Annotated in this window: 23 protein-coding genes; 12 read left to right on the top strand and 11 right to left on the bottom strand. The window is 62.0% G+C overall.

Annotated elements, in window-relative coordinates; genetic code table 11:
• Window positions 1–39 precede the first annotated feature (39 nt).
• The 3 genes from K6N12_RS22585 to maiA are packed head-to-tail and all read left to right on the top strand — an operon-like array spanning window position 40 to window position 1,279.
• Window positions 40–456: an organic hydroperoxide resistance protein gene (locus K6N12_RS22585; protein ID WP_131711033.1), complete on the top strand. Its 417-nt coding sequence runs from the start codon at window positions 40–42 to the stop codon at window positions 454–456.
• A gap of 38 nt (window positions 457–494) precedes the next feature.
• Window positions 495–647, top strand: coding sequence for a hypothetical protein (locus K6N12_RS22580; RefSeq protein WP_165503901.1), 153 nt, complete (start codon window positions 495–497; stop codon window positions 645–647).
• Complete coding sequence (gene maiA / locus K6N12_RS22575) at window positions 644–1,279, top strand: maleylacetoacetate isomerase (RefSeq protein WP_131711032.1); 636 nt, start codon at window positions 644–646, stop codon at window positions 1,277–1,279. The genes K6N12_RS22580 and maiA overlap by 4 nt, the downstream gene beginning before the upstream one ends.
• 44 nt (window positions 1,280–1,323) lie before the next feature.
• On the opposite strand, the gene K6N12_RS22570 is transcribed toward maiA, so the two are convergent.
• Entirely contained in the window at window positions 1,324–2,313 is a 990-nt protein-coding gene (locus tag K6N12_RS22570) for an aldo/keto reductase (protein ID WP_131711031.1), read from the bottom strand.
• Window positions 2,314–2,327: 14 nt separating this feature from the next.
• Window positions 2,328–2,723, bottom strand: coding sequence for a (R)-mandelonitrile lyase (locus K6N12_RS22565; RefSeq protein WP_097628515.1), 396 nt, complete (start codon window positions 2,721–2,723; stop codon window positions 2,328–2,330).
• Window positions 2,724–2,857: 134 nt separating this feature from the next.
• Between K6N12_RS22565 and K6N12_RS22560 the strand changes: the two genes are divergently transcribed.
• The 3 genes from K6N12_RS22560 (at window position 2,858) to K6N12_RS22550 (ending at window position 7,548) form a co-directional block, all read left to right on the top strand.
• Complete coding sequence (locus tag K6N12_RS22560) at window positions 2,858–3,751, top strand: LysR family transcriptional regulator (RefSeq protein WP_097628516.1); 894 nt, start codon at window positions 2,858–2,860, stop codon at window positions 3,749–3,751.
• A gap of 145 nt (window positions 3,752–3,896) precedes the next feature.
• A complete protein-coding gene (locus K6N12_RS22555) occupies window positions 3,897–5,408 on the top strand; it encodes an ATPase domain-containing protein (RefSeq protein ID WP_097628517.1) in 1,512 nt (503 codons plus the stop codon).
• Window positions 5,383–7,548 carry an ATP-binding protein gene (locus K6N12_RS22550; RefSeq protein WP_131711030.1) on the top strand — a complete coding sequence of 722 codons (2,166 nt, stop codon included), beginning with the start codon at window positions 5,383–5,385 and terminating at the stop codon, window positions 7,546–7,548. The genes K6N12_RS22555 and K6N12_RS22550 overlap by 26 nt, the downstream gene beginning before the upstream one ends.
• Here the strand turns inward: K6N12_RS22550 and mobB are convergent.
• Genes mobB through K6N12_RS22535 form a run of 3 tightly spaced genes read right to left on the bottom strand, consistent with a single transcriptional unit; the run spans window position 7,480 to window position 9,545 of the window.
• The gene (gene mobB / locus K6N12_RS22545) at window positions 7,480–8,001 is read right to left on the bottom strand and encodes a molybdopterin-guanine dinucleotide biosynthesis protein B (RefSeq protein WP_097628519.1); all 522 of its coding nucleotides are present in this window, start codon (window positions 7,999–8,001) and stop codon (window positions 7,480–7,482) included. The genes K6N12_RS22550 and mobB overlap by 69 nt on opposite strands.
• Entirely contained in the window at window positions 7,998–8,627 is a 630-nt protein-coding gene (gene mobA / locus K6N12_RS22540) for a molybdenum cofactor guanylyltransferase MobA (RefSeq protein WP_097628650.1), read from the bottom strand. Before mobA ends, mobB begins: the two co-directional genes overlap by 4 nt.
• Window positions 8,628–8,636: 9 nt before the next feature.
• Window positions 8,637–9,545 carry a DMT family transporter gene (locus tag K6N12_RS22535; RefSeq protein WP_097628520.1) on the bottom strand — a complete coding sequence of 303 codons (909 nt, stop codon included), beginning with the start codon at window positions 9,543–9,545 and terminating at the stop codon, window positions 8,637–8,639.
• Window positions 9,546–9,882: 337 nt separating this feature from the next.
• On the opposite strand from K6N12_RS22535, the gene K6N12_RS22530 reads away from it, so the two are divergent.
• Window positions 9,883–10,650, top strand: a complete 768-nt coding sequence (locus K6N12_RS22530) for an SDR family oxidoreductase (RefSeq protein WP_097628521.1) — start codon at window positions 9,883–9,885, stop codon at window positions 10,648–10,650.
• A gap of 147 nt (window positions 10,651–10,797) precedes the next feature.
• Here K6N12_RS22530 and K6N12_RS22525 read toward each other — a convergent pair whose 3' ends face one another.
• A complete protein-coding gene (locus K6N12_RS22525) occupies window positions 10,798–11,460 on the bottom strand; it encodes a GntR family transcriptional regulator (protein WP_097628522.1) in 663 nt (220 codons plus the stop codon).
• Between the two features lie 417 nt (window positions 11,461–11,877).
• On the opposite strand from K6N12_RS22525, the gene K6N12_RS22520 reads away from it, so the two are divergent.
• From K6N12_RS22520 to K6N12_RS22500, 5 genes are all read left to right on the top strand, one after another.
• Entirely contained in the window at window positions 11,878–13,134 is a 1,257-nt protein-coding gene (locus tag K6N12_RS22520) for an NRAMP family divalent metal transporter (RefSeq protein WP_222148974.1), read from the top strand.
• A 123-nt stretch (window positions 13,135–13,257) separates the two neighbouring features.
• On the top strand, window positions 13,258–14,022 hold the full coding sequence (locus tag K6N12_RS22515; protein ID WP_097628524.1) for a LamB/YcsF family protein: 765 nt from the start codon (window positions 13,258–13,260) through the stop codon (window positions 14,020–14,022).
• Window positions 14,023–14,042: 20 nt separating this feature from the next.
• Window positions 14,043–14,849: a putative hydro-lyase gene (locus tag K6N12_RS22510; protein WP_097628525.1), complete on the top strand. Its 807-nt coding sequence runs from the start codon at window positions 14,043–14,045 to the stop codon at window positions 14,847–14,849.
• Between the two features lie 7 nt (window positions 14,850–14,856).
• Window positions 14,857–16,488, top strand: a complete 1,632-nt coding sequence (locus K6N12_RS22505) for a 5-oxoprolinase subunit B/C family protein (RefSeq protein WP_131711029.1) — start codon at window positions 14,857–14,859, stop codon at window positions 16,486–16,488.
• 10 nt (window positions 16,489–16,498) lie between these two features.
• Window positions 16,499–18,256 carry an acetyl/propionyl/methylcrotonyl-CoA carboxylase subunit alpha gene (locus tag K6N12_RS22500; protein WP_131711028.1) on the top strand — a complete coding sequence of 586 codons (1,758 nt, stop codon included), beginning with the start codon at window positions 16,499–16,501 and terminating at the stop codon, window positions 18,254–18,256.
• Here K6N12_RS22500 and K6N12_RS22495 read toward each other — a convergent pair.
• The 5 genes from K6N12_RS22495 to K6N12_RS22475 all read right to left on the bottom strand — a co-directional run bounded on the left by K6N12_RS22495 (window position 18,246) and on the right by K6N12_RS22475 (window position 23,602).
• A complete protein-coding gene (locus tag K6N12_RS22495) occupies window positions 18,246–19,028 on the bottom strand; it encodes a glucose 1-dehydrogenase (RefSeq protein ID WP_131711027.1) in 783 nt (260 codons plus the stop codon). The genes K6N12_RS22500 and K6N12_RS22495 overlap by 11 nt on opposite strands.
• 227 nt (window positions 19,029–19,255) lie before the next feature.
• Window positions 19,256–20,044: an SDR family oxidoreductase gene (locus K6N12_RS22490; RefSeq protein WP_222134660.1), complete on the bottom strand. Its 789-nt coding sequence runs from the start codon at window positions 20,042–20,044 to the stop codon at window positions 19,256–19,258.
• Between the two features lie 22 nt (window positions 20,045–20,066).
• Entirely contained in the window at window positions 20,067–21,545 is a 1,479-nt protein-coding gene (locus K6N12_RS22485) for a sugar ABC transporter ATP-binding protein (RefSeq protein WP_131711025.1), read from the bottom strand.
• 29 nt (window positions 21,546–21,574) lie between these two features.
• A complete protein-coding gene (locus K6N12_RS22480) occupies window positions 21,575–22,504 on the bottom strand; it encodes a sugar ABC transporter substrate-binding protein (protein WP_003540275.1) in 930 nt (309 codons plus the stop codon).
• A gap of 117 nt (window positions 22,505–22,621) precedes the next feature.
• Complete coding sequence (locus tag K6N12_RS22475) at window positions 22,622–23,602, bottom strand: ABC transporter permease (protein ID WP_131711024.1); 981 nt, start codon at window positions 23,600–23,602, stop codon at window positions 22,622–22,624.
• Between the last annotated feature and the right edge of the window lie 209 nt (window positions 23,603–23,811).

Genomic DNA, 23,811 nt, shown 5'->3' with positions numbered 1-23,811 from the left:
ATCCGATCGCGAGTAGCGACCGAGACAAGGAGTGTTTCCATGACCAAGATCGACAAGGTTCTTTATACCGGCAAGACCCGCACCACCGGTGGGCGCGACGGCGCTTCGCAGAGCGATGACGGAGAGCTAAATATCAAGCTCTCGCCGCCCGGCAGCGCGCGGCCGGGCACCAATCCCGAACAGCTTTTCGCCGCCGGCTGGTCGGCCTGCTTCATCGGCGCAATCGGCATAGCCGCAGGCAAGCTGAAGGTCGGGCTTCCGGCGGAGACCGCGGTGAATGCCGAGGTCGATCTCGGATCGACCGACGGCGGGTATTTCCTGCAAGCCCGCCTCAATGTCAGCTTGCCTGGCATCGAAGCGGATGTCGCGAAGGCGCTGGTGGATGAGGCGCACCGGACCTGCCCCTATTCGAAGGCCACGCGCGGCAATATCCATGTCGAATTGATCGTTGTCTGACGGATAGCGACCGATCGGCCTCGCCGATGGAGGTTTTGATGCGATTGATGATCATCTGCATTCTGGGCGCGACGGTCTTCGCCGCGCCCTGCATCTACGACGTAAGTTCGCGGGAGCCTTCGCCGCTCGCCGGCCTTGTGACGGCGGCGTCCACGGTTTCCTCTTCAGGCCATCAGGGAGAAAGACAGTGAAACTCTATCAGAACGAAATTTCCTCGGCGACCTCAAGAGTTCGGATCGCGCTCGCCCTTAAGGGGCTGACGGCCGAGGTGCTGCCGATCTCCATTCTCGGCGAAGAGGCCGAGAGCCGGCAGGCCGGATATCGCAGCGTCAATCCGCAAGGGCTGGTGCCGGCCTTGCTGACGGATGATGGCGTTCTCATCACCCAGTCGCTGGCGATCGTCGAATATCTCGACGAGGTCCAGCCGCAACCGGCCCTGCTGCCCGACACAGCGGAGGGCCGGGCGCTGGCGCGGTCGATCGCCCTGGCGATCGCCGCCGAGATCCATGCGCTGCTGCCGCCGCGGATCGGGCTGCATCTCAAAACGACCTTCCAGGCCAATGCCGATGCCATCGCCGGCTGGAGCCGCCATTGGGTCGGCGAGGGAATGGCGGCTGTGGAGACGATGATTGCCGGCCGGAGGCCGGGCGCCTTCGCCGTCGGCGACCGGCCTGGCGTTGCCGATATCTTTCTCTTCCCGCAGGCGATCAGCGCCCGACGCATGGGCTTCGATCTCGCCCGGTGGCCCAGTATTGCCGAGATTGTCGGCAGGCTCGAGACAATCCCGGCTTTCCAGGAGAACGCGCCGGCGCCGAGACGATGACGCGATGAAGAAGCGGCCGCAAACGATGGCGGCCGCTTCTGTTCTCAGCGGTTGACCCTTGCCTGCAGATGCGCGGGATAACGATCGCCTTTCACCTTGATGGTGGCGAGCGCGCTTTCAATATTGCCGAGATCCTCAACAGTAAGTTCGACCTCGGCGGCTGCGATGTTCTCGTCAAGCCGATGCAGTTTGGTGGTGCCGGGGATCGGTACGATCCAGGGTTTCTGCGCCAGCAGCCAGGCGAGCGCCACCTGGGCCGGGGTGACCTTCTTGTGCGCAGCGATCTCTGCGAGGAGATCGACGAGCACCTGGTTGGCCTTTCGCGCGTCTGCCGAAAACCGCGGAACGATGTTGCGAAAGTCCTTGCTGTCGAAGGTTGTGGTTTCGCTGATCGCGCCGGTGAGGAAGCCCTTGCCGAGCGGACTAAACGGCACGAAGCCGATTCCGAGTTCCTCCAGCACCGGCAGGATCTCTTGCTCGGGCTCGCGCCACCAGAGCGAATATTCGCTCTGCAGCGCCGTCACAGGCTGGACGGCATGGGCGCGCCGGATCGTCTGGGCGCCGGCTTCGGAGAGTCCGAAATGCCGGACCTTGCCTTCCGCGATCAACGCCTTGACCGTGCCGGCGACGTCCTCGATCGGAACATCCGGATCGACGCGATGCTGGTAGAACAGATCGATGACATCGGTCTTCAAGCGCTTCAGCGCCTGGTGGGCCACCGCGCGGATCTGTTCCGGGCGGCTGTTCATGCCGCTCTGGCCACCATTGGCATCGAAGTTAAAACCGAATTTTGTGGCGATCACCACCTCGTTGCGAAAGGGGGCAAGCGCCTCTCCCAGAAGCTCTTCGTTCTTGTAGGGGCCATAGGCCTCGGCCGTGTCGAAGAGGTTCACGCCGCGTTCGAATGCCCGCTGGATTAGTGCTGTCGCTTCCTGAATACCTGTCGCCGGGCCATAACCGTAACTCAGCCCCATGCAGCCGAGACCGATGGCCGAGACATGAAGTCCGCTCTTTCCAAGCTCACGTTTCTGCATAGAAGTTTCCTTTTCTAACCTTGGTATTGCGTGTCGGTGACATGCTCCAGCCAGTCGACAACCTTGCCATCGAGCTGTTCCTGGATGGCGATATGGGTCATCGCCGTCGTCGGCGATGCGCCGTGCCAATGGCGTTCACCCGGGGCGAACCAGACGACGTCGCCGGCGCGGATCTTCTCGACGGGGCCGCCCTCGCGCTGCACGCGACCGCAACCCGACGTGACGATCAGCGTCTGGCCGAGCGGATGGGTGTGCCAGGCGGTGCGGGCTCCGGGCTCGAAGGTGACGCTGGCGCCGGCCGCACGTGCGGGGCTGGTCACGGCAAACAGCGGGTCGACACGCACGCTGCCGGTAAACCAATCGGCTGGTCCGTTTGCCGAAGGTTGCGAACCGCTTCGCTTGATATCCATTCTTGTCTTCCTTTCGATGTCGGGCTTTCGATGTCGGGGTGGACATGTCCACTCGAGTGAAAAGGTATTTAGGGCGTGCGCCTGATCGCGATTAGATGGTATAAACGGCAAGAACCCATGAGAAAGTTTCATAAATGCCGCGCCCCGCCGTCAACGACCTCATCGCCTTCCTCGCCGTTGCACGCGCACAGAGCTTCACAAAGGCGGCGGGTAAGCTGGGTGTGTCGCAATCGGCACTCAGCCACACCATCCGCGGGCTCGAGGAGCGACTTGGACTGCGATTGCTGACACGCACGACCCGCAGCGTCGCGCCGACAGAGGCCGGCGAACGCCTGCTCGTCTCCATCGGGCCGCGCCTCGACGAGATCGAGAGCGAGCTGGCCGCCTTAAGCGCGTTTCGGGAGAAGCCGGCAGGCACCATTCGCATCAATGCGGGCGAGCATGCGGCCAATGCCGTCCTTTGGCCCGCCTTGGCAAAGCTCCTGCCTGAATATCCCGATATCAATGTCGAAATCATCGTCGACTACGGTCTGACCGACATCGTCGCGGAGCGCTACGATGCAGGGGTGCGGCTTGGAGAACAGGTAGCGAAGGACATGATTGCGGTGCGCATCGGCCCCGACATGCGCATGGCCGTAGTCGGCGCTCCCGCCTATTTCGACACCAGGCCGAAGGCGCTGACGCCGCAGGACCTTACAGATCACAATTGCATCAATCTGCGCCTGCCGACCTATGGCAGCGTTTATGCATGGGAGTTCGAAAAGGACGGGCGCGAGCTCAGAGTTCGGGTCGAAGGGCAATTGGTTTTCAACAATATAGCGCTGCGGCTGAACGCAGTACTGGCAGGTCTGGGGCTGGCATACATGCCGGAGAACTTGGTCGAGGCGCATCTGGCCGATGGACGACTGGTGCGCGTCCTCGAGGATTGGTGCCCGCCGTTTTCCGGCTACCATCTCTACTATCCGAGCCGCCGGCATACGTCGCCGGCATTTGCCCTCGTCGTCGATGCACTTCGCTATCGAGCATAAGCGCTCGCCGTTTCGCACCGCCCGGACAGGCATATATCCGAACCACTGGTGATCGGCTCTTGGCGGAAGCGAAATCATGCCTGCCAGTGATTTGACATTCCTTCGTTCGCCGCTAATTCACACTTGAAATTGAAGGAAACAGTGAATGAATACTGCGGCACCTGCCACGAAAGCCCGGACCGGCGTGTCCGGTTTGGATACAGTTCTGGCCGGGGGGCTTTCGCCGGGGCACGTTTTCCTCCTGGAGGGAAATCCGGGAGCTGGCAAAACGACGATTGCGCTGCAGTTCCTGATCGAAGGTGCACGGCTCGGCGAGCAGGGGCTCTACATCACCCTTTCGGAAACCGAGAGCGAACTTCGGGCCGGTGCCGCATCTCACGGCATGGTGATCGATGGCAATATCGAGGTCTTCGAGGTCGTGCCTCCGGAAAGCCTGCTGGATGCCGACCAGCAGCAGAGCCTGCTTTATTCGTCGGATCTTGAACTCGGAGAGACGACAAAGGAAATCTTTGCCGCTTTCGAGCGGATTAAGCCACGTCGCGTGGTTCTCGATAGTCTGTCGGAGATAAGGTTGCTCGCGCAAAGTTCACTGCGCTACCGCCGCCAGATCCTGGCGCTCAAACATTATTTTGCCCGACAAGGCGCGACAGTGCTTCTGCTCGATGATCTGACGTCCGAGGTGCTCGACAAGACAGTGCACAGCGTCGTGCACGGCGTCATCCATCTCGAAGAGATGGCACCGAGCTACGGCTCCGAACGCCGACGTCTGAGGGTCATAAAATATCGCGGACAGGCCTTCCGCGGCGGCTATCACGATTTCATCATCCAGACTGGTGGCGTTATCGTCTTTCCGCGGCTCGTCGCCGCCGAACACAGGTCGAATTACGCCCGTGATCAGATTTCCTGCAATATTCCAGAACTGGACCTTCTTTTAGGAGGTGGCCTTGAGCGAGGTTCCAGTACGCTCATCCTTGGTCCTGCCGGCACCGGCAAAAGCACGTTTTCGTTTCAATTCCTGATGGCTGCGGTTGCGCGCGGCGAGAAAGTGGCGGCCTTCATTTTTGACGAGGAGCTGGGCCTGCTCTTCACGCGGCTGAAGGCGCTCGGAATGGATCTCGAAGCCATGCGAAACGCGGGCTATATTCACATCGAACAGCTCGATGCCGCCGAACTGTCGCCGGGCGAATTCGCCCACCGCGTGCGCAATTGCGTCGACAAGTCGGATGCGAAAACCGTCATCATCGACAGTATCAACGGTTATCAGGCTTCGATGCCGGATGAGAATTCGTTAATTCTTCATATGCATGAGTTGCTGCAATATTTGAACAGGCAAGGCGCCAACACCTTCCTCACCGTTGCCCAGCACGGCTTGGTCGGTGATATGAAGGCGCCCGTCGACGTCACCTATCTCGCCGACACCGTCATTCTGCTGCGCTACTTCGAGGCTGCGGGAAAGGTGCGGCGTGCGGTCTCGGTGATCAAGAAGAGGACCGGCTTTCACGAGGATACCATCCGGGAATATCGTATCGACGGTTCCGGCCTGAGGTTAGGTGATCCTCTCGTGGGGTTCCAGGGCGTGCTTCGCGGCGTTCCCGAATTTGTCACGACCTCAACGCCGCTCCTCGCGACCGATGGCGGGGATAGCGGCAATTCCTAATTCCGGCAAACCGAAAGCATTGATCTACACGCCTGCCGGTCGCGATGCCTGGGTGGCGAGATCGTTGGTCGATGAGGCCGGATTGGCATCGATTGCTGCCACTGACCTGCCTATGTTCGCGTCATTGCTCAGCGATGACATTGCGCTTGGCGTGCTGACGGAAGAGGCCGTTCGCTCAAGCGATCTCAAGCCGATTGCCGCTTGGGTTTCGGCCCAACCGAGCTGGTCGGACCTGCCGTTCATCGTCCTCACTCAACGCGGTGGAGGACCTGAGCGAAATCCCGCCGCTGCCAGGCTTTCCGAGGTTCTTGGCAACGTCACATTCCTGGAAAGGCCGTTCCATGCGACCTCCTTCATCAGCGTTGCCCGGACCGCATTGAAGGGGCGCCTGCGCCAATATGAAGCGCGAGCCCGGCTCGAGGCTCTGGGCGAGGGAGAACGACGGTTGCAGACGGCGCTTGCCGCCGGTCGTCTCGGGGCGTGGGAGCTGGAGCTGTCCTCGATGGCCCTGTCTGCTTCGGCGACCTGCAAAGCGGTCTTCGGCCGAGGGCCGGATGACGATGTCACGCGCGACGATCTGATCGCAAGCATCCACCCCGACGACCGGGATAGTGTGCTGGCACGCCTGCGCCAGACGATCGATACTGGACGCGACTATTCGATCGAGCACAGGACGATCTGGCCGGATGGATCGCTGCATTGGACCGAGGTCCACGCGCAGCTCTATTCCGACAGATATGGTTCCGCCAGGAAACTCGTCGGCGTCTGCTCCGATACCACCGTCCGCAAGACCATCGAGGAAAATCTGAAACGGCTCAATGAGAACCTCGAAGAGCGTGTGAGGGAACGGACCAAAGAGGTCAACGCCGCTCACCAGACTCTGCTCGAGGAAGTCGCCCAGCGTGAAAGAGCCGAGGAGCAGCTTCGCCAATCGCAGAAGATGGAGGCGATCGGCCAACTGACCGGCGGCGTCGCACACGATTTCAACAATCTGCTGATGGTCGTTCTCGGAAATCTGGAGTTGCTCGGCAAGCATGTTGCCGGAGATGGCAAGGCGACGCGTCTGGTCGACGGGGCGATTCAGGGCGCGCGGCGCGGGGCGGCGCTGACGCAGCGGCTGCTGGCTTTTGCCAGACAGCAGGATCTGCAGGTCAAGCCCGTCGATCTGGCCGAGCTGGTCTCCGGCATGAACGACCTGTTGCGGCGTTCGGTCGGACCCTCGATCAGCATCGAAACCAACCTGCCGGCGACGCTGCCGCCGGCGCTGGTCGATGCGAACCAGCTGGAATTGGCGCTACTCAATCTTGCGGTCAATGCCCGCGATGCGATGCCGGATGGCGGGACGCTGTCCATATCGCTGCGTGATGCGCAGGTGGCCGGCGATGACGGCATTCTCGACAAGGGCGCCTATCTGGTGTTGGCGGTGGCCGACAGCGGCACCGGCATGGACGCGGAGACGCTGAAGAAGGCAATAGATCCGTTTTTCTCGACCAAGGAACTCGGAAAAGGCACGGGCCTCGGCTTATCGATGATCCACGGACTTTCCGTTCAGCTGAATGGCGCACTTCGGCTGACAAGCGAACTTGGAGTCGGAACGACCGCTGAATTGTGGCTTCCGGCGACCGAACGGCGCCCCGAGCGGGCGATCGAAGCCGAACTGCCCGTTCCCCAAGCTGCATCCAGACTTAAGATCCTGCTCGTCGATGACGATGCTTTGATCGCCATGAGTTCGGTCGACATGCTTGAAGATCTTGGCCACGAGGTCGTCGAAGCAAACTCCGGCGCGCAGGCGCTGGAACTGATCAGCAGCGGTCAGCATTTCGACCTTGTCATAACCGACTATTCGATGCCTGGTATGACCGGCGCACAGCTTGCCCGGGCCGCACGGGACATTCATCCGGCGTTGCCGATCGTGCTGGCGACAGGTTACGCCGATCTTCCTGCCGGCACCGATATAGATCTTCCGAGATTGGCAAAGCCCTATGATCAGTCTCAACTCGCCAAGGAAATCGCCAAGGCGATGGCAAGCGAAACGGCTCCGCTTCTTAGATCCGGCGGCGACGCAGGTGGTTCAAAGCTTCGCCTGTCCAAGGCCAACGGTGCCGGCGATGAAATCGGCGATGGCGCCTGTGTCGTCTAGATCGAAGACCGGCAGGGCTGTATCCGTAACGGCGTGATCGGCGGCGATGGCGCAGATATGGGGATCGCTCGACGCCAGCGGCTGGCGATTGGCGGCTTCCAGCCGGCGGGCCTCGATCTTCGGGATCGGCTCGCGCTTGTAGCCTTCGATCAGCACGAGATCGCAGGGCGCAAGACGCGCAAGGATCTCCTCGAATTCCGGTTCGGGCGCGCCGCGCAGCTCATGCATGATGGCGTAGCGGGTGCCGGAGACGATGGTGACCTCATGGGCGCCGGCCTCGCGGTGGCGGTAGCTGTCGGCGCCGACCTTGTCGATATCGAAATCATGATGGGCATGCTTGATCGTCGAGATCCGGTAGCCACGGCGGGTGAATTCCGTCACCAGCCGGACGGCGAGCCCCGTCTTGCCCGAGTTCTTCCAGCCGGCGATGCCGAAGATTTTGGGTGCGGTCATGCGCGAAGGGCCTCCAACCAGCGTTCGGCTTCGACGAGATCATCCGGCGTGTTGATGTTGAAGAAAGGATCGAGCAGGCTGGCGCGGGTCGGATGCAGCGGAAATGATACTTCCGTAACGTCATGCCGTGACAGGAAGTCACGCACGCGGCGCTTTTCGTCGGTGACGATCCAGGCTTCGAGGTCGGCGGCGAGTATCGCCGGCCAGAGCCCAAAGACGGGATGGCTGCGGCCCTCGGAGGCGGCGATGGCGATCTGCGACGGGCGCTCGAGCGCTGCCGCCAGCCGGGCGACGAGATCGGCCGGGAAGAACGGGCAATCCACCGAGACGGTGACGACATGGGTGATCCCGGGAAGGCCGGCAGCATAGACCATCGCCGCATGGATGCCGGCCAATGGCCCGGCCTTGCCGGGAAAATGGTCGGGGACTGCAGGCACATCCTCGGCGGTGGCATCGGCATTGACGGCAACAGAGAGGACTTGCTGCGAGAGGCGGGTCAGGACATGTCGGAGCAGGCTTTCGGCCCCGAGCATTGCGCCCGCCTTGTCGCTGCCCATTCGCTGCGAGCGGCCGCCGGCCAGCACGACGCCTGCTATATCGGATCTGCCGAGCGAGAATTCAGTCATAATCCTACCTCAAACCGGTGAGCGCGGCGCAGATTCCTGCGCGATCGGCGGCACGCGGCGCTTGGCTTCACGATAGAACGTATAGAGGCCAGAAGCGATGACGATCGCAGCACCCACAAGCATCCAGCTGTCAGGCACTTCGGCAAAGAAGAAGAAGCCGAGCAGCGAGGAAAAGATGAGGCTCGTATAGCGAAACGGCGCGACGAAGGAAATTTCGCCGGTGCGCATGGCGAGGATGACCGACTGGTAGCCAACGAGCACAAGCACCGAGGCAAGCAGAAGATGACCGAGCGACGTGGCGCTGACCGGTTGCCAGCCGCCGAGCACCGGGATGAGCAAAGCGCCGAAAAAGGAGATGGAGATGGCGGTGATGACGGTGATCATCAGCGAGGGAATCTCCGGATCGATCGAGCGGGTGGCGAGATCGCGGCCGGCCGTCGTCAGCACCGCGCCGACGCAGAGCAGGGCGGCAGCGGTGAATCCTTCCGGACCTGGGCGAATGATGATCATCACGCCGACCAGGCCGACAAGGATCGCCGACCAGCGCCGCCAGCCGACGGGCTCATTGAAGAAAAGCGCAGCGCCGAAGGTGACGACCAGCGGCAGCGACTGCAGGATCGCCGAGGCATTGGCGATCGGCATCATGCCGAGCGCGGTGATATAAGTGACGGCGGAGAACATCTCGCAGACGATGCGGAGGATGATGATCGGCTTCAGCACGACGCGCCAGGAGCGCAGAGCGCCCATTTTCCAGGCGATCAGATAGACGAGCAAGCTGGTGAAGAGGCCGCGCAGGCACATGATTTCGCCGGCGTTCATGGAGGCGATCACCGATTTGGAGAGAGCGTCGCTCGCGGAAAACCCGGCCATCGCCATGCTCATATAGATGGCGCCCTCAGTATTGCGTGACCGCGGCATGAAGAGATTCCCTTACGTGTGCGTCCCTTCTTAATCGGGAAGAACAATCAAGGGAATCGGATGAATGTCACACGCTGGATAAATCGATGGTGCAGCGCACAATGGCGCTGACGCTGCGGCAGCTGCGTATGTGGAAAGTCCGGCAAGGCGGCGTTTTGCAACGCGAATTTCGATATTCCGATGCGGCGTCGAGGCTTTTGTCCGCTGCTGCGAGGGGCTGATCGTTGGCCGAAAGCATCGGCTGTCGGCGGTTTTCGTTTGTCCGCGCGGGAAACGGGTGGCTGCATCGCCCGATGTTTGAGATTCCGGATGCCTCGACAATTGAGGAGAAACGGACATGAGACTTCTGAACGACAAGGTCGCGATCATCACCGGCGCAAGCTCCGGCATTGGCCGCGCCGCGGCGAAACTCTTTGCACGGGAGGGCGCCAAGCTCGTGGTCACCGGAAGGCGACAAGAGGCGCTCGACGCCGTCGTCGCCGAAATCGAGGCGGAGGGTGGGCAGGCCGTCGCAATATCGGGCGACATCAGGGACGAGGGGCTGCAGGCCAGGCTTAGTGAAACGGCTGTCTCCCGCTTCGGCGGACTCGACATCGGTTTCAACAATGCCGGCATTCTCGGCGAGATGGGGCCGGTGGCGGAACTGTCGCCGGAGGGCTGGCGCGAGACGATCGAGACCAATCTCACCGCGGCCTTCGTCGGCGCCAAATACCAGTCGGCAGCGATGGGAAAAGGCGGCGGATCGCTGATCTTCACCTCCACCTTCGTCGGCCACACCGCCGGCATGCCGGGCATGGCCGCCTATGCGGCGAGCAAGGCGGGGTTGATCGGCTTCGTTCAGGTGCTCGCCGCCGAACTCGGCCGGCGGAACATCCGCGTCAACGCCCTGCTGCCCGGCGGCACTGACACGCCGGCCAGCATCACCAACGCGCCTGACGCGACCGAGGAACTGCTCGCCTTCGTCGAGGGGCTGCATGCGCTGAAGCGCATGGCGCAGCCGGAAGAGATCGCCAATGCGGCGCTCTTCCTTGCGTCTGATCTGTCGAGCTTCGTGACGGGGACGGCGATGCTCGCCGATGGTGGGGTTTCGATCAGCCGGACGTAGGATGGGCGAGGGCGGGATCGGCAGCCTATGGCCGCGGACCTGTTGAAATCCATCCGCCACCGATGGCCATGCGCCGCGGGGCTATTGTCGCAACCAGAGACGAATCGTCCTTTAAGCGGCATCGAAACGCGCGGCCGAGCGTGCAATTCATTTGGCGCCGCCAATTCGCGAGAAAGCGGCCAGAACAGTGCGCTCGGACTGCATCAGATACGCCTCAAGTGCCGCGGAGGCTTCGGCCGTCATCCCTGCCTCAAGCTTTTCAAGGATTGCCGCATTAAGATCGACGTAGGGAGCGTGCAACAGCTCGGGATCGGAGAGCAGGCCGAAGCTGAGGCGCAGCTCTGCGGCGATCTGCGCATAGAAGGTGTTCAGACGGTGACTGTCGGCGAGATCTACGATCGCCGCGTGAAAGACCATGTTCTCACTGCCGACCATACCCCAATCCTTGGCCTCGCGCGCGAGCTTGGCACGCGTGACTGCCGCGCGCATTCGTGCCACCGCCGGATGGTTGGGATACGCCTTGGCGAGCGCCTGGCATTCGATCACACGGCGCACGCGATAGATGTCGATGATCGAGGCCATACTGGGTGTGGCGACAAAAACGCCGCGATTGGGCTCGTGCCGCAAGAGCCCTTCTTTTGTCAGAAGCCGGAATGCCTCACGCAAAGAGTTGCGCGACACATCCAGACCGGCACTTAGCGCTGTCTCGGAAAGGCGCTGGCCCGGCTTCAATTCGCCAGCAATCAGTTTGTCGCGGATTTCCTCCGCCAGGCGCGGCGCGAGCGCCGATGTGATATTTTGTTCGACCATCAAATCCCCTAATGCACAGACACGAGTGAAACCTCCGCGCCCTTGCGCACCGGTATAGCGGTTTGCATCTCCGGGAGCCATAAGAGGAGTGGCTTGACCACGCGGACTGGGGCAACGCCAGACGCCGTACATGGCCCCTCGGGCAGACAGAAAGTGAAAGCCCCCGCAACCCGTTCCTTATCGTTGATGCACGAAAGGAGGCAAGAGCCACTTCGGATGTGGCCGGAACTTGCAACAATAAAGGACACCTGGTCCAAGTGCGTTTGTTGCGGCCGAATTGCGGTTATTTGGTAGAACGATACAGCAAAATCGTTGAACAATCTTGACAGAATTGTAAAACGTGTCACCGTGATGCTGTCAACAAACCTAGGCAGCCCGCCGAGATCTCGGCGTCGGCCTGCACATAAGGAGGGGTTCATGGAACAGTCAGCAATTTCAATGACAACCGTTGCGCCGGCGCGGATGTCGGCCAAGTCGCGCCGCGCTGCGCTCGTGGCGGCCATCTTCCTGATGGCCACGTCTGCCATCGGTCCGGGCTTCATCACCCAGACGGCGACGTTCACAACAAAACTCTGTGCGGCCTTCGCCTTCGCGATCCTCGCCTCTATCCTGATCGATTTCGTCGTTCAGCTGAATATCTGGCGGATCGTCACGCTGACGAAGATGCGGGCTTCCGACCTCGCCAACGCCGCCCTCCCGGGCTCCGGCTATCTGCTCGCAATTCTCGTCATCGTCGGCGGATTATTCTTCAACATCGGCAACATCGGCGGCACAGGCCTCGGCATCAATGCGATGATCGGCCTTGATCCGAAGCTTGGCGGGGCGATCAGCGCGCTGCTTTCGATCGGCATCTTCCTGTCGAAGCGTGCCGGCATGGCGATCGATCGCTTCATTGTCCTGGCCGGTATCCTGATGATCGCCTTGACGGTCTATGTTGCCTTCGCATCGGCGCCGCCGGTTGGCGACGCGCTGTTCCAGACCTTTCTGCCGTCCACCATCGATTTCGCTACCATCACCACCATCGTCGGCGGCACGGTCGGGGGCTATATCACCTATTCCGGCGCCCACCGACTGCTCGACAAGGGCACGGTCGGCATCGAGAATCTCGGTGCGGTCAACCGTGCAGCGCTGACGGGCATCGCTGTCACCGGCCTCATGCGCTACGTGCTTTTCCTGGCCGTCCTCGGCGTGGTTGCGGGCGGAGCCGTCATCGATGTTTCCGGCGCGGGTGCGAATCCGGCTGCCCAGGCTTTCCAGGCCGCCACTGGCAACATTGGCCTGCGCATCTTCGGCGTCATCTTCTGGGCTGCTGCGATCACCTCAGTCATCGGTGCCGCTTACACGTCGGTCTCGTTCGTCACGATTTTCAAGAGAGACATCACCGAACGGGCCCGCAGCATCGCGACTGTCATCTTCATTGCCGTGTCGCTGTTCTTCTACGTGATCATCACCACGCCGCCGGCACAGATGCTGGTCTTCGTCGGGGGGCTGAACGGCCTGATTCTGCCGATCGGCCTGTCGATCTTCATCTATGCGGCCTGGGCCCGGTCCGACCTGATGGGAGGCTATCGGTATCCGCGTTGGCTGCTGGTGCTCGGCGTACTGGTCTGCGCACTGACCTGGTACATGGGCTACAAGTCGATCGGCCCGATCTTCGCGCTGCTTGCCGCGTAACGCGGGACGAGGAGGGCGCGGGCGCCTTTGCGCCCGGGCCCCGCTCTGACTTTTTGAATCAATCACGCTTTCGGTTCCGGACAGCCCGGCCTACATCGTTCGTGATTCACAGGGAGATCTGACATGACTGCCATCGATCTGAACAGCGATCTCGGCGAAAGCTACGGCGCCTGGGGCATGGGCGACGACGCGGCTATGCTGGCCATCGTCTCCAGCGCCAATATCGCCTGCGGCTTCCATGCCGGCGATCCGCTCGGCATTCTGAAGACTGTCAAAGCCGCCGCTGAAAGGGGCGTTTCGGTCGGAGCCCATGTTTCCTATCCCGACCGAGTCGGCTTCGGACGGCGCGACATGGGCGTCACCAGCCCGGAACTGACCGCCGACGTCATTTATCAGATCGGCGCGCTGAAAGGCGTCGCCGCTGCTGCGGGCGTCGTAGTCGGCTACGTTAAGCCGCACGGCGCGCTCTACAACCGCATTGCCCACGATCCAATACAGGGCCAGGCGGTGATCGACGGCATCAAGGCGATCGATCCGGACCTGGTTCTAATGGGCCTGGCCGGAGCACCCATCCTCAAACTCGCGCACAAATCCGGCCTCAAGACCGTGGCCGAGGCCTTCGCCGACCGCGCCTATACGGCCGGCGGGGAACTCGTTTCGCGTCGTGAACCGGGCGCGGTTCTGCACGACACAACCGTGATCGCCCGTCGCATGCTGCAACTTGCTCACGAGGGTACGATCGAAGCGATCGACGGCTCGACCATCAAGGTCGATGCTCAGTCGATCTGCGTCCATGGCGACAGCCCCGGTGCGGTCGCGATCGCCCAGGCGATTCGTCAGGCCTTTGAGACCGACGGGATCACCGTTCGCTCGTTCCTGGCGGCGTGAGCAAACATTTGGAGGAAACCATGATTGCGATTGAGAACCTTGGTCACATCGATGCCGAAGCGGCGCGCCTCGCGCGCCGGCGCTATCGGGCCGGTAATGCCGAGCCGACGTCGGGTGTGGCGCCGGGATTTACCCAGGCAAACATGATCGTCCTGCCGCGCGACTGGGCCTTCGATTTCCTGCTCTTTGCGCAGCGCAATCCGAAGGCCTGCCCATTGCTCGACGTTTCCGATCCCGGCTCGCACATGACGCTTCTGGCTCCGGGGGCCGATCTTCGCACGGATCTGCCGCTCTATCGCATCTGGCGCGACGGCAAGCTCGCCGAGGAAATCGCGGATGCGACGACGGCCTGGGCGGAACGCCCCGACCTCGTCAGCTTCCTCATCGGATGCAGCTTCACCTTCGAAACGTCGATGGCCGAGGCGGGCATCGAGATCCGGCATATCACCGACAAGTCGAACGTTCCGATGTATCTGACCAACCGCGCCTGCCGCCCGGCAGGCCGGCTGCGCGGCAACCTGGTCGTATCGATGAGGCCGATCAAGGCGAGCCGCGTCGCCGATGCCGCGACCATCTCCGGTCGCTTCCCGGCGGTGCACGGCGCACCTGTCCATATCGGCGCGCCGGAAGAAATCGGCATCCGAGACCTGTCGAAGCCGGAATTCGGCGAGCCGGTGCGTATCGAGCCTGGTGAAATCCCGGTGTTCTGGGCCTGCGGCGTGACCCCGCAGGCCGCCGTGATGGCATCCGGCGTGCCCTTTGCCATCACCCATGCGCCGGGGCATATGTTCATCACCGACATTCCCGACACCGCCTATCACGCCTGAGGATCCGATGCGCTTCCTGCCCGTCAACCTGACGACCCTTCTGGTCGAACTCGACGATCTCGACCAGACGCTGGCGCTGTTTGCTTCGCTCGAAACCGATCCGGTGGAGGGCATCGAAGAGATAGTGCCGGCCGCACGCACGCTGATGATCGGCTTTCGCGCAGAAAGGCTCACCGCGGAACGGCTTGCCGGCGAGATCGCCACCCGCGACCTTTCGGCCCGCATCGCGCCGTCCGACCAGCTCGTCGAAATCCCGGTTCACTATGACGGCGAAGACCTTGCCGATGTGGCGCAACTGACCGGTCTGTCAGTCGAAGAGGTCATCCGTCGTCACACCGAGAGCACCTTCACCGTCGCCTTCTGCGGCTTTGCCCCCGGTTTCGGTTATCTTGTCGGTGGTGATCCCGCGCTGCATGTGCCGCGGCGCCAAAGCCCGCGGACTCGGATTCCGGCGGGATCGGTCGCTCTTGCTGGCGCCTTTTCCGGCGTCTATCCGCAGGCAAGTCCCGGCGGCTGGCAGATCATCGGCACGACGTTGGAAAAAATGTGGGACCTGTCGCGCGATCCGCCGGCCTTGTTCCAGCCCGGCTACCGGGTGCGCTTCTTCGATCTCGAAAAGCGGACGGTTGCGATTTCCACTCTGGCGACGAAGGTCGCAGATGCGGGCCCGGCCGAGGTCTCCGGCGGGGCTGTCACACTAAAGGTCCTGGCCGCACCCATGCCGGCACTGTTTCAGGATCTCGGCCGCTTCGGCAAGACCGGCCAGGGCGTGTCCTCCTCAGGCGCGCTCGATCGACGGGCACTCAAGGCGGCCAACCGTGTGGTCGGCAATGCTGCCGGCACCCCGTGCCTCGAAATCACCCTCGGCGGATTTTCTTTCGAGGCGTCGGGCCGGACGGTGATGGCACTGACCGGCGCGCCCTGTCCGATATCGATCCGCGATGCCTCAGGGCGCACCATTGCCGCCGAAACCTATCGGCCCATCTCGCTGGAGCCCGGCGATGTGGTGACGCTCGGCCATGCGCCGCGCGGCATGCGAAGCTATTTGTCGATCCGCGGCGGTCTCACTGTCGAGCCGGTGCTCGGCAGCGCCTCGACCGATACGCTTGCCTTCATCGGCCCGGACCCGGTCACGGCAGGGACGATCTTGACACTGCAAACGGCGACGCAGTCTCTCGGCAGCGTATCGCTTTCCGAAGCGCCGGCCTTCGCGTTTCCGGCTTCCGGCGAGATCGTGACGCTCGACGTGATCATGGGACCGCGCAGCGACTGGTTCACCGAGGCCGCCATCACCAGTTTCTCGGGTCAACTCTGGCAGGTGACCCCGCAGTCCAACCGTGTCGGTATCCGTCTTTCCGGCGACATCGCCATCGAGCGTAAGGACAAGACGGAGCTGCCGAGCGAGGGAACCGCAACCGGCGCGATCCAGGTGCCGCATAGCGGCCAGCCGGTGCTTTTCCTTGCGGACCATCCGTTGACCGGCGGTTACCCGGTCATCGGCACGGTCGCCGAATATCATCTCGATCTCGCCGGGCAGATCCCGGTCAATGCCCAGATACGCTTCCGGCCCGTGACGAGGTTTGCCGATGTTCGGCCGCACGTGCCCGACACCAAAGCCCGGCCGCCAAGAAATAAGTGAGGAGACATCCATGCAGAAAGTCCTGATCGCCAACCGAGGCGAGATTGCGGTGCGCATCATCCGGGCTTGTCGCGACCACGGCCTGCAATCGGTCGCCGTCTATGCCGATCCGGACATGGATGCGCTCTTCGTCAAGCTGGCGGACGAAGCCTACGGGCTCTCCGGCAGCCGTCCGGCGGAAACCTATCTCGATATCGACAAGCTGATCGACATTGCCAAACGTTCGGGCGCCGACGCCGTTCATCCCGGCTACGGGTTCCTGTCCGAGCGTGCGGAGTTCGCCCGAGCCGTCATCGATGCAGGCCTCATCTGGATCGGACCGGATCCGCATGTCATCGAAGCCCTTGGCGACAAGGTCGAGGCCCGGCGCATTGCGCTGAGTGTCGGTGCGCCTCTCGTCGCTGGCAGTGACGGTCCGGTCGAGACCGCTGCGGAAGTCACCGCCTTTGCTGAAAAACACGGTCTGCCCGTTGCCATCAAGGCGGCGCATGGGGGCGGCGGACGCGGCCTGAAGGTCGCCTGGAAGATGGAGGAGGTGGCGGAACTCTACGAATCCGCCGTGCGTGAGGCCAAGGCCGCCTTCGGCCGCGGCGAGTGTTTCCTCGAACGCTTCCTCGATCGTCCGCGCCACATCGAGGCGCAGGTGCTGGCTGACAAACATGGCAATGTGCTGGTTCTCGGCACCCGTGACTGCTCGCTACAGCGGCGCAACCAGAAGCTCGTCGAGGAGGCGCCGGCACCGTTTCTTTCCGACGCTCAGCGCCAGTCGATCCACGACGCCGCGAAGAAGATCTGTGCGGCGGCCGGCTACTCGGGGGCGGGAACGGTCGAGTTCCTGCTCGGTGTCGACGGTACGATCTCCTTCCTCGAAGTGAACACGCGCCTTCAGGTCGAGCATCCGGTAACCGAGGAGACGACCGGCATCGATCTCGTGATCGAGCAGTTCCGCATCGCCGATGGCCTGCCGTTGCGCGTCACCGAAACGCCTGCCCCGCGTGGCCACTCGATCGAGTTCCGTATCAACGCCGAAGATCCCGGCCGTGGCTTCTTGCCGACACCCGGCGCGATCACGGCTTTCGACGCGCCCTCCGGTCCCGGCATCCGTCTCGACACCGGTGTCGGCGTGGGCTCGACCGTTCCCGGCACCTTCGATTCGCTGATGGCGAAGCTGATCGTCACGGGCAGTACCCGTGAGGAGGCGTTGAGCCGCGCCCGCCGTGCCCTCAAGGAGTTCAGGATCGAGGGCGTCGCAACGGTCCTTCCCTTCCACCGCGCCGCGATCGAGACAGAAGAATTCATCGGCGAGACAGGATTCAAGGTGCACACGCGCTGGATCGAGACCGGCTTCGCCGATCGGCTTTCGGCCGTCGCCCGGCCCGAGCCGGTTGCCGATGGCCACCTGATCCGCACCCACGTCGAGATCGATGGTAAGCGACATGAACTCGGCATTCCCGCGGCGCTCCTTGCCGGTCTCGGCGGACTTGCAGGCGCGGGTCGTGGAGGTGCGACAGCGGCAAGGACCGACGACGCGGCGACCATAACCGCACCGATTTCCGGCACGCTGCAGGCGTTCAAGGTCGAAGATGGCGCGGAGGTTGTTGCCGGTGATCTCATCGCCGTCATGGAGGCGATGAAGATGGAAACCCAGGTCACGGCATCGCGGGCAGGCAAGATTCGGATCAAGGTAGAAGTTGGCGGATATCTTCAGGCGGGAGCGGAAATCGCCCGCTTCGAGGAGCCGGTGTCCTCCGCTCCACCTACGACATGATCAACCCGCCATCGACATTGATCGTCTGGCCGGTGATGTAGGCGGCGTCGTCGCTGGCGAGGAAGGTGACCAGTCCGGCGACGTCTTCGCCGGAGCCGGCGCGTTTCATCGGGATGCCTTCGACCCATTCCTTCATCAGTTCGCCGGGGGCGTAGTTGCCAAGCAGCTTGCCCCAGGCTTGGTCGTTATAGGCCCACATGTCGGTTTCGATGATGCCGGGGCAGAAAGCGTTGACGGTGATGTTTTCGGTCGCGACTTCCTTGGCCAGGCTCTGGGTGATGCCGACGACACCCATTTTCGAGGCGGCATAATGCGGCGTAAAAATGAAGCCGTCGCGGGCCTGGCCGGAGGCGGTGTTGATGATGCGGCCGCCGCGCTTGTGCTTGCGCATGCGCGATATCGCCTCTTGAGCGCAGAGGAAGACGCCCTTGGTGTTGACGGCCATGACCTTGTCCCACTCGTTCTCGGTCAAGTCCTCGACGCGGGCGATGGTGATGACGCCGGCATTTTGGATCGAGACGTCGACAGAGCCGAATTCCGTCTCGGCCGCATCGTAGAGGGCGATGACGCTTGTTTTGTCGGTAACGTCGCCGATGAAGGAGATTGCCTTGCCGCCTTCGGCCCGGATCTGCTCGGCAACGCCGTGGACCAGATCCTCGTTGGCCGAAACGACAAGGTTGGCGCCTTCGCGGGCAAAACGCCTGGCGATGGCCGCGCCGATGCCGCGGCTGCCTCCGGTAATGACGACAGTCTTTTGCTCAAAGCGTTTCATGCTCTTTCCTTCGCGGTATCGTCGATAAACAGCAAATCTGGATGCCTGCCTTACGGTCATTGTTGAAGCTCAAGCGGCTGCGACAGCCGTTCGATCAGCGCGAAGGGCGGGCAGGCGGCGATATCGCGCGCCGTCTGGCCCGTTGCTCCCTTCAGCGCCTCGGTCTCAGCCAGGGAGGAAGCGAGACCGGTTCACTTTCTGTCGCCGGCAATGCGTCTTCTTATCCATCACCAGCAGCAGAAACCGCCGTCGACGAGAAGATCGACGCCGGTGACGAAACTTGCCGCAGTCGACAGAAGGAACACCGCCGGACCGACCATCTCGTCGACCGCTGCCATGCGCTGCATCGGCGTCTGCTCTTCGAAGAGCTTGGTCTGATGAACCATCTCCGGACGGGTGTTCATGGGCGTCGCCGTGTATCCGGGGGAAATGGTGTTGACGCGAATGCCGCGGTCGACCCATTCCATCGCCATAGACTTCGACATATGGATCACGCCCGCCTTAGAGGCGTTGTAATGCGCCTGGTTCAGCCCCCGGTTGACGATCACACCCGACATGGAAGCAATGTTGACGATGGAGCCGCGTCCATTCTTCAGCATGGCGCGAGCCTCGGCCTGGCAGGAAAGGAAGATGCCTTTCAGGTTGATATCCATCAACGTCTGATATTGATCCTCCTCCATCTCCTCCGCCGGGTTCGCGTTGGCGATGCCTGCCGCGTTGACGGCAAGCGTCAAGGTGCCGAGATCGGCTTCGGTACGTGCGACTGCATCTCCAAGGGAAGATTTGTTCGTAACATCAGCCGCGATCTGGATCGAGCGGCGGCCGGCGACGCTGATATGTTCAGCCGTCCTGGCCAATCCGTCGTCGCTCCGACGGTCGAGCAGGGCCACGTCGGCGCCGCATTGCGCAAGCCCGATGGCAATGCGCTGCCCGATGCCGCTTCCGGCCCCGGTGACGATGGCAACCTGGCCGCTGAGATCGAAAAGCTTCGGGGCGTTCAGAGTGATGTCGGACACCGCTCTTCCTTTCTCTATCTGTTTAGATGGTAGCTAGCTCCATGACCGAGACGTCATTTGCCTGGCCACGATCGAGGATCCCCGCCTGCTTGCCTTGGGCAAGCACGAGAATGCGGTTGGAGACTCCGAGAACTTCCTCGAGGTCCGAGCTTACGACGATGACCGCCACGCCCTGTTTGGCAAGATTGACGATGATGTCGTAGATGCCTGCGCGAGCGCCGACATCGATGCCTCTCGTCGGTTCGTCGAGCACGACGACTTTGGGATCACGCATGAGCCACTTCGCGATCACGACCTTCTGCTGGTTGCCGCCCGAAAGGTCGGAGGCGTACTGCTCCGCACGGCCCTTGACGCCGAACTTGGCAACTGCCTTTTGCGCAAACGAGCGCTTGACGCTCGGCGTAATCCAACCGCCGCCCAGTTTGTCGAGATTGGCGTAGATAATGTTCTCGCTGATCCGGTGCCCGACCACCAGGCCCTGTTCCTTGCGGTCTTCCGGAACCATCACGATGCCCTTGGCGATCGCGTCCGCCGGATCGCGCAGCCTGAGTTCCTCGCCTTCCAGCTTGATCGAACCGGCACTGATCGGATCTGCGCCCGAAATCGCACGCACCAGTTCGGTGCGGCCGGCGCCGACCAAGCCGGCTATCCCGAGAATTTCACCGGCCCGCACCTCGAAGGTAACGTCTCGGAACGAGTTGTCGGGCGAGCTCAGCCCGGACACCTGCAGGACTGGACGGTCTGTCGGAACGGGCAGGGTGGGGAACAAGCGGTCAAGCGGGCGTCCGACCATGCTCTCGATAATCGTTCGCACCGGGGTCGCGCTGTCCGAGAATTCCTGCACCCGCTCCCCGTCGCGAAGAACGACGATCCGGTTGGTTATCTGCTTGATCTCTTCCATGCGGTGGGAAATGTAGACGATGCCTACGCCTTCCGAGCGAAGCTTGCGAACCTGTTCGAAGAGGGCTTCCGTCTCCGCGCCGCCAAGCGCGGCTGTCGGCTCATCGAGGATCAAGAGCTTTGCGTCGAGAGCCAGCGCCTTGGCGATCTCGATGAGCTGCTGATTTGCTGTGGAAAGGCCGGCGACCGTTCGCGTTGCCGGGATGTGAAGGTTCAAGCGAGCGAGCTGATCCTGGGCCCGGCGAACCATTTGGGCACGGTCGACGACGCCGTTCTTCATTGGCCAGCGTCCGATGAAGACGTTTTCGGCGATCGACAGCTGCGGCAGAAGCTGCAGTTCCTGATGGATCAGCACAACGCCCTTGTCGATCGCTTCCCTGGGGGTGGCCGGGGCATAAGGCTGCCCCAGCCATGTCATTGATCCTTCGGACGGTGTGCGTGACCCGGCGATGATGCCGGACAGGGTCGACTTGCCCGCTCCGTTTTCGCCGAGAAGTGCAACCACTTCGCCAGGATAAACGTCCAAGCTGACATCCTTCAGCACCTGGAGCGGCCCGTACCACTTGGATATGCCCCTCAGGGAAAGAACCGGATCTGTCATTGGCACACCTCCTCAAGACCTCGACTTCATTACGGGTGGTTGGCGATGAAGCCTGCCACGTTTTCCTTGGTTGTCAGCGTGGCATCGAGGAGCTGGACCGGGGGCACTTTTTCTCCGGCGACAAGCTTGGCGGCATTTTCAACCGCGTCACGGCCCATCTTCTGCGTCTGCTGTGTCGCAGTGACGTTGAAGACGCCCTTGCTGAGGGCTTCGAGAGCTGCAGTGTCGCCATCGAAGCCGCCAACGACGATCTTCTGCGACGGATTGGCGACCTTGATCGCCTGCGCGGCGCCAAGTGCAAGACCGTCGGCCTGGGCGAACACGATCGAAACGTCGGGGTTTGCCTGCAGCATGTTCTGCATGATCTGGAAGCCTTCGTCCTGGCTCCAGATGTTGGAGAACTGCTCAGCGACAACTTTCACGTCAGGATAGGCCTTGAGGGATTCAGCGCAGCCCTTCGAGCGATCGACTTCCGGCGTCGTGCCCTTCTGGCCGTGGATGATGACCATCTTCCCCTTGCCGCCGGCTTCCTTCAGAATGTAGTCGCACACTGCCTTGGCAGAGGCGACGGAATCCGTTGCGAGGAAGGTGTCGCCCGGTGCACCCTCGGCGTTGCGGTCGACGTTGACGACCGGGATGCCGGCGCTCTTGGCCAGCTTGACCGGAACGGTCGCAGCGGCCGCACCGGCCGGAATGTAGATCAGCGCGTCGATTTTCTGGGTCAGAAGATCCTGGATCTGGTTGACCTGCGTCGGTCCGTCGCCTTTTGCGTCGACCGTGATGACTTCGATGCCGCGCTTCTTGGCTTCGGCCTCGACCGATTGCTTGATCTGGTTGAAGAAGTTTGCCTGAAGATTGGCAACGGCCAGGCCGAGCTTCTTCAGTTCCGCAGCGTGTACGGGACCGAGCATGAGGCCGAGCAGGGCGGCAGACGCGAGCATGGTGCGCGCTATTTTCATTGTATTTCCTCCGTTGTTTGATGGGACCCTCGGGTATGTCCTCCCCCTTGGGTTATTGATCCGCCCCAAACGTTCGGGGCGGAATTCCAGGTCCGCCAATGCGGCGGACCACGCTCGTCAGGCGCGACGCCTGCGAATGGTTTCCGCGCCGACCGCGAGCACGATGACGATGCCGATGATCACCTGCTGAAGGAACGGCGAGACGTTGAGAAGATTGAGCCCGTTGCGAAGCACACCGATGATAAGAACGCCGATCAGCGTTCCCCCGATGCCGCCGGCGCCGCCGGAGAGCGACGTGCCGCCGATGACAACAGCGGCGATGGTGTCCAGCTCATAGCCGAGACCGCTGGATGGCTGGACGGAATCCAGCCGAGCGGCGAGCACGATGCCAGCAAGCCCCGCAAGGACGGCACTGACGACATAGACTGATATCGTCACGAGCGGGACGTTGATCCCGGCCAGGCGTGCGACTTCCGGATTTCCGCCCACCGCATAAAGCATGCGCCCTTCGGAGCGGAAGTGCAGGAACAGCCATGCCGCAAGAACAACCGCAAGCATCAAAAATACCGTGGCCGTCATGACGCCGAAATGGCGGTCGATTGCCAGCATCATGAACCAATCGGGGAATCCGACGATCTGCTGGCCATCGGTGATCATGTTTGCAACGCCGCGAGCCGCGGACATCATCGCAAGCGTGGCAATGAAGGCCGGTACCCTGAATTGCGTCACCAGAAGTCCGACGATCAGGCCGGAGACTGCCGATGCGATCAGCGCAGAGGCGATCCCGATGGGCAGCGGCAGACCGGCGACATTGGCGGTCCAGCCCATGACCATCATCGCCAGCGCAAGCGCCGAGCCGACGGAGAGATCAATGCCGCCGATCAGGATGACGAAGGTCATTCCGACCGCCATGATGCCGAGAACGGTGATCTGGTCGAGGATGTTGAGGCCGTTTCGAACCGAAAGAAACGTGTCGGTGCTCAGGCTCAGAAAGACGCACAGCGCGAGCAGTCCGACGAGCGGACCGGTTGCTCCCTTGAGCTTGCTCAGCCAGGCTCCGGACGAAAGCCTGTGTTCATTGATATCGAGCGCCACCATTGCTCCTCCCTATATGCCTAGGCTTGTATCCGATATTCGTGCAAGCAAGAATAATTATTCACACTTGTTGGAAAATTCATTAACAAGTTGCTTTCCGGCTGTCAACAAGATTTCCTCGGGCGTCCGCTGTCATTGCATTGTATAAGGGGCTTGACTAATCAGCTTCTTGTGCAAAAATATTGATAAGTGAATATTTATGCACACATGAG

Source organism: Rhizobium redzepovicii, from assembly GCF_019793435.1.
Taxonomy (GTDB): domain Bacteria; phylum Pseudomonadota; class Alphaproteobacteria; order Rhizobiales; family Rhizobiaceae; genus Rhizobium; species Rhizobium redzepovicii.
The sequence above is the reverse complement of the archived record's forward strand: the minus strand, read 5'-3'. Positions and strand labels throughout refer to the sequence as shown.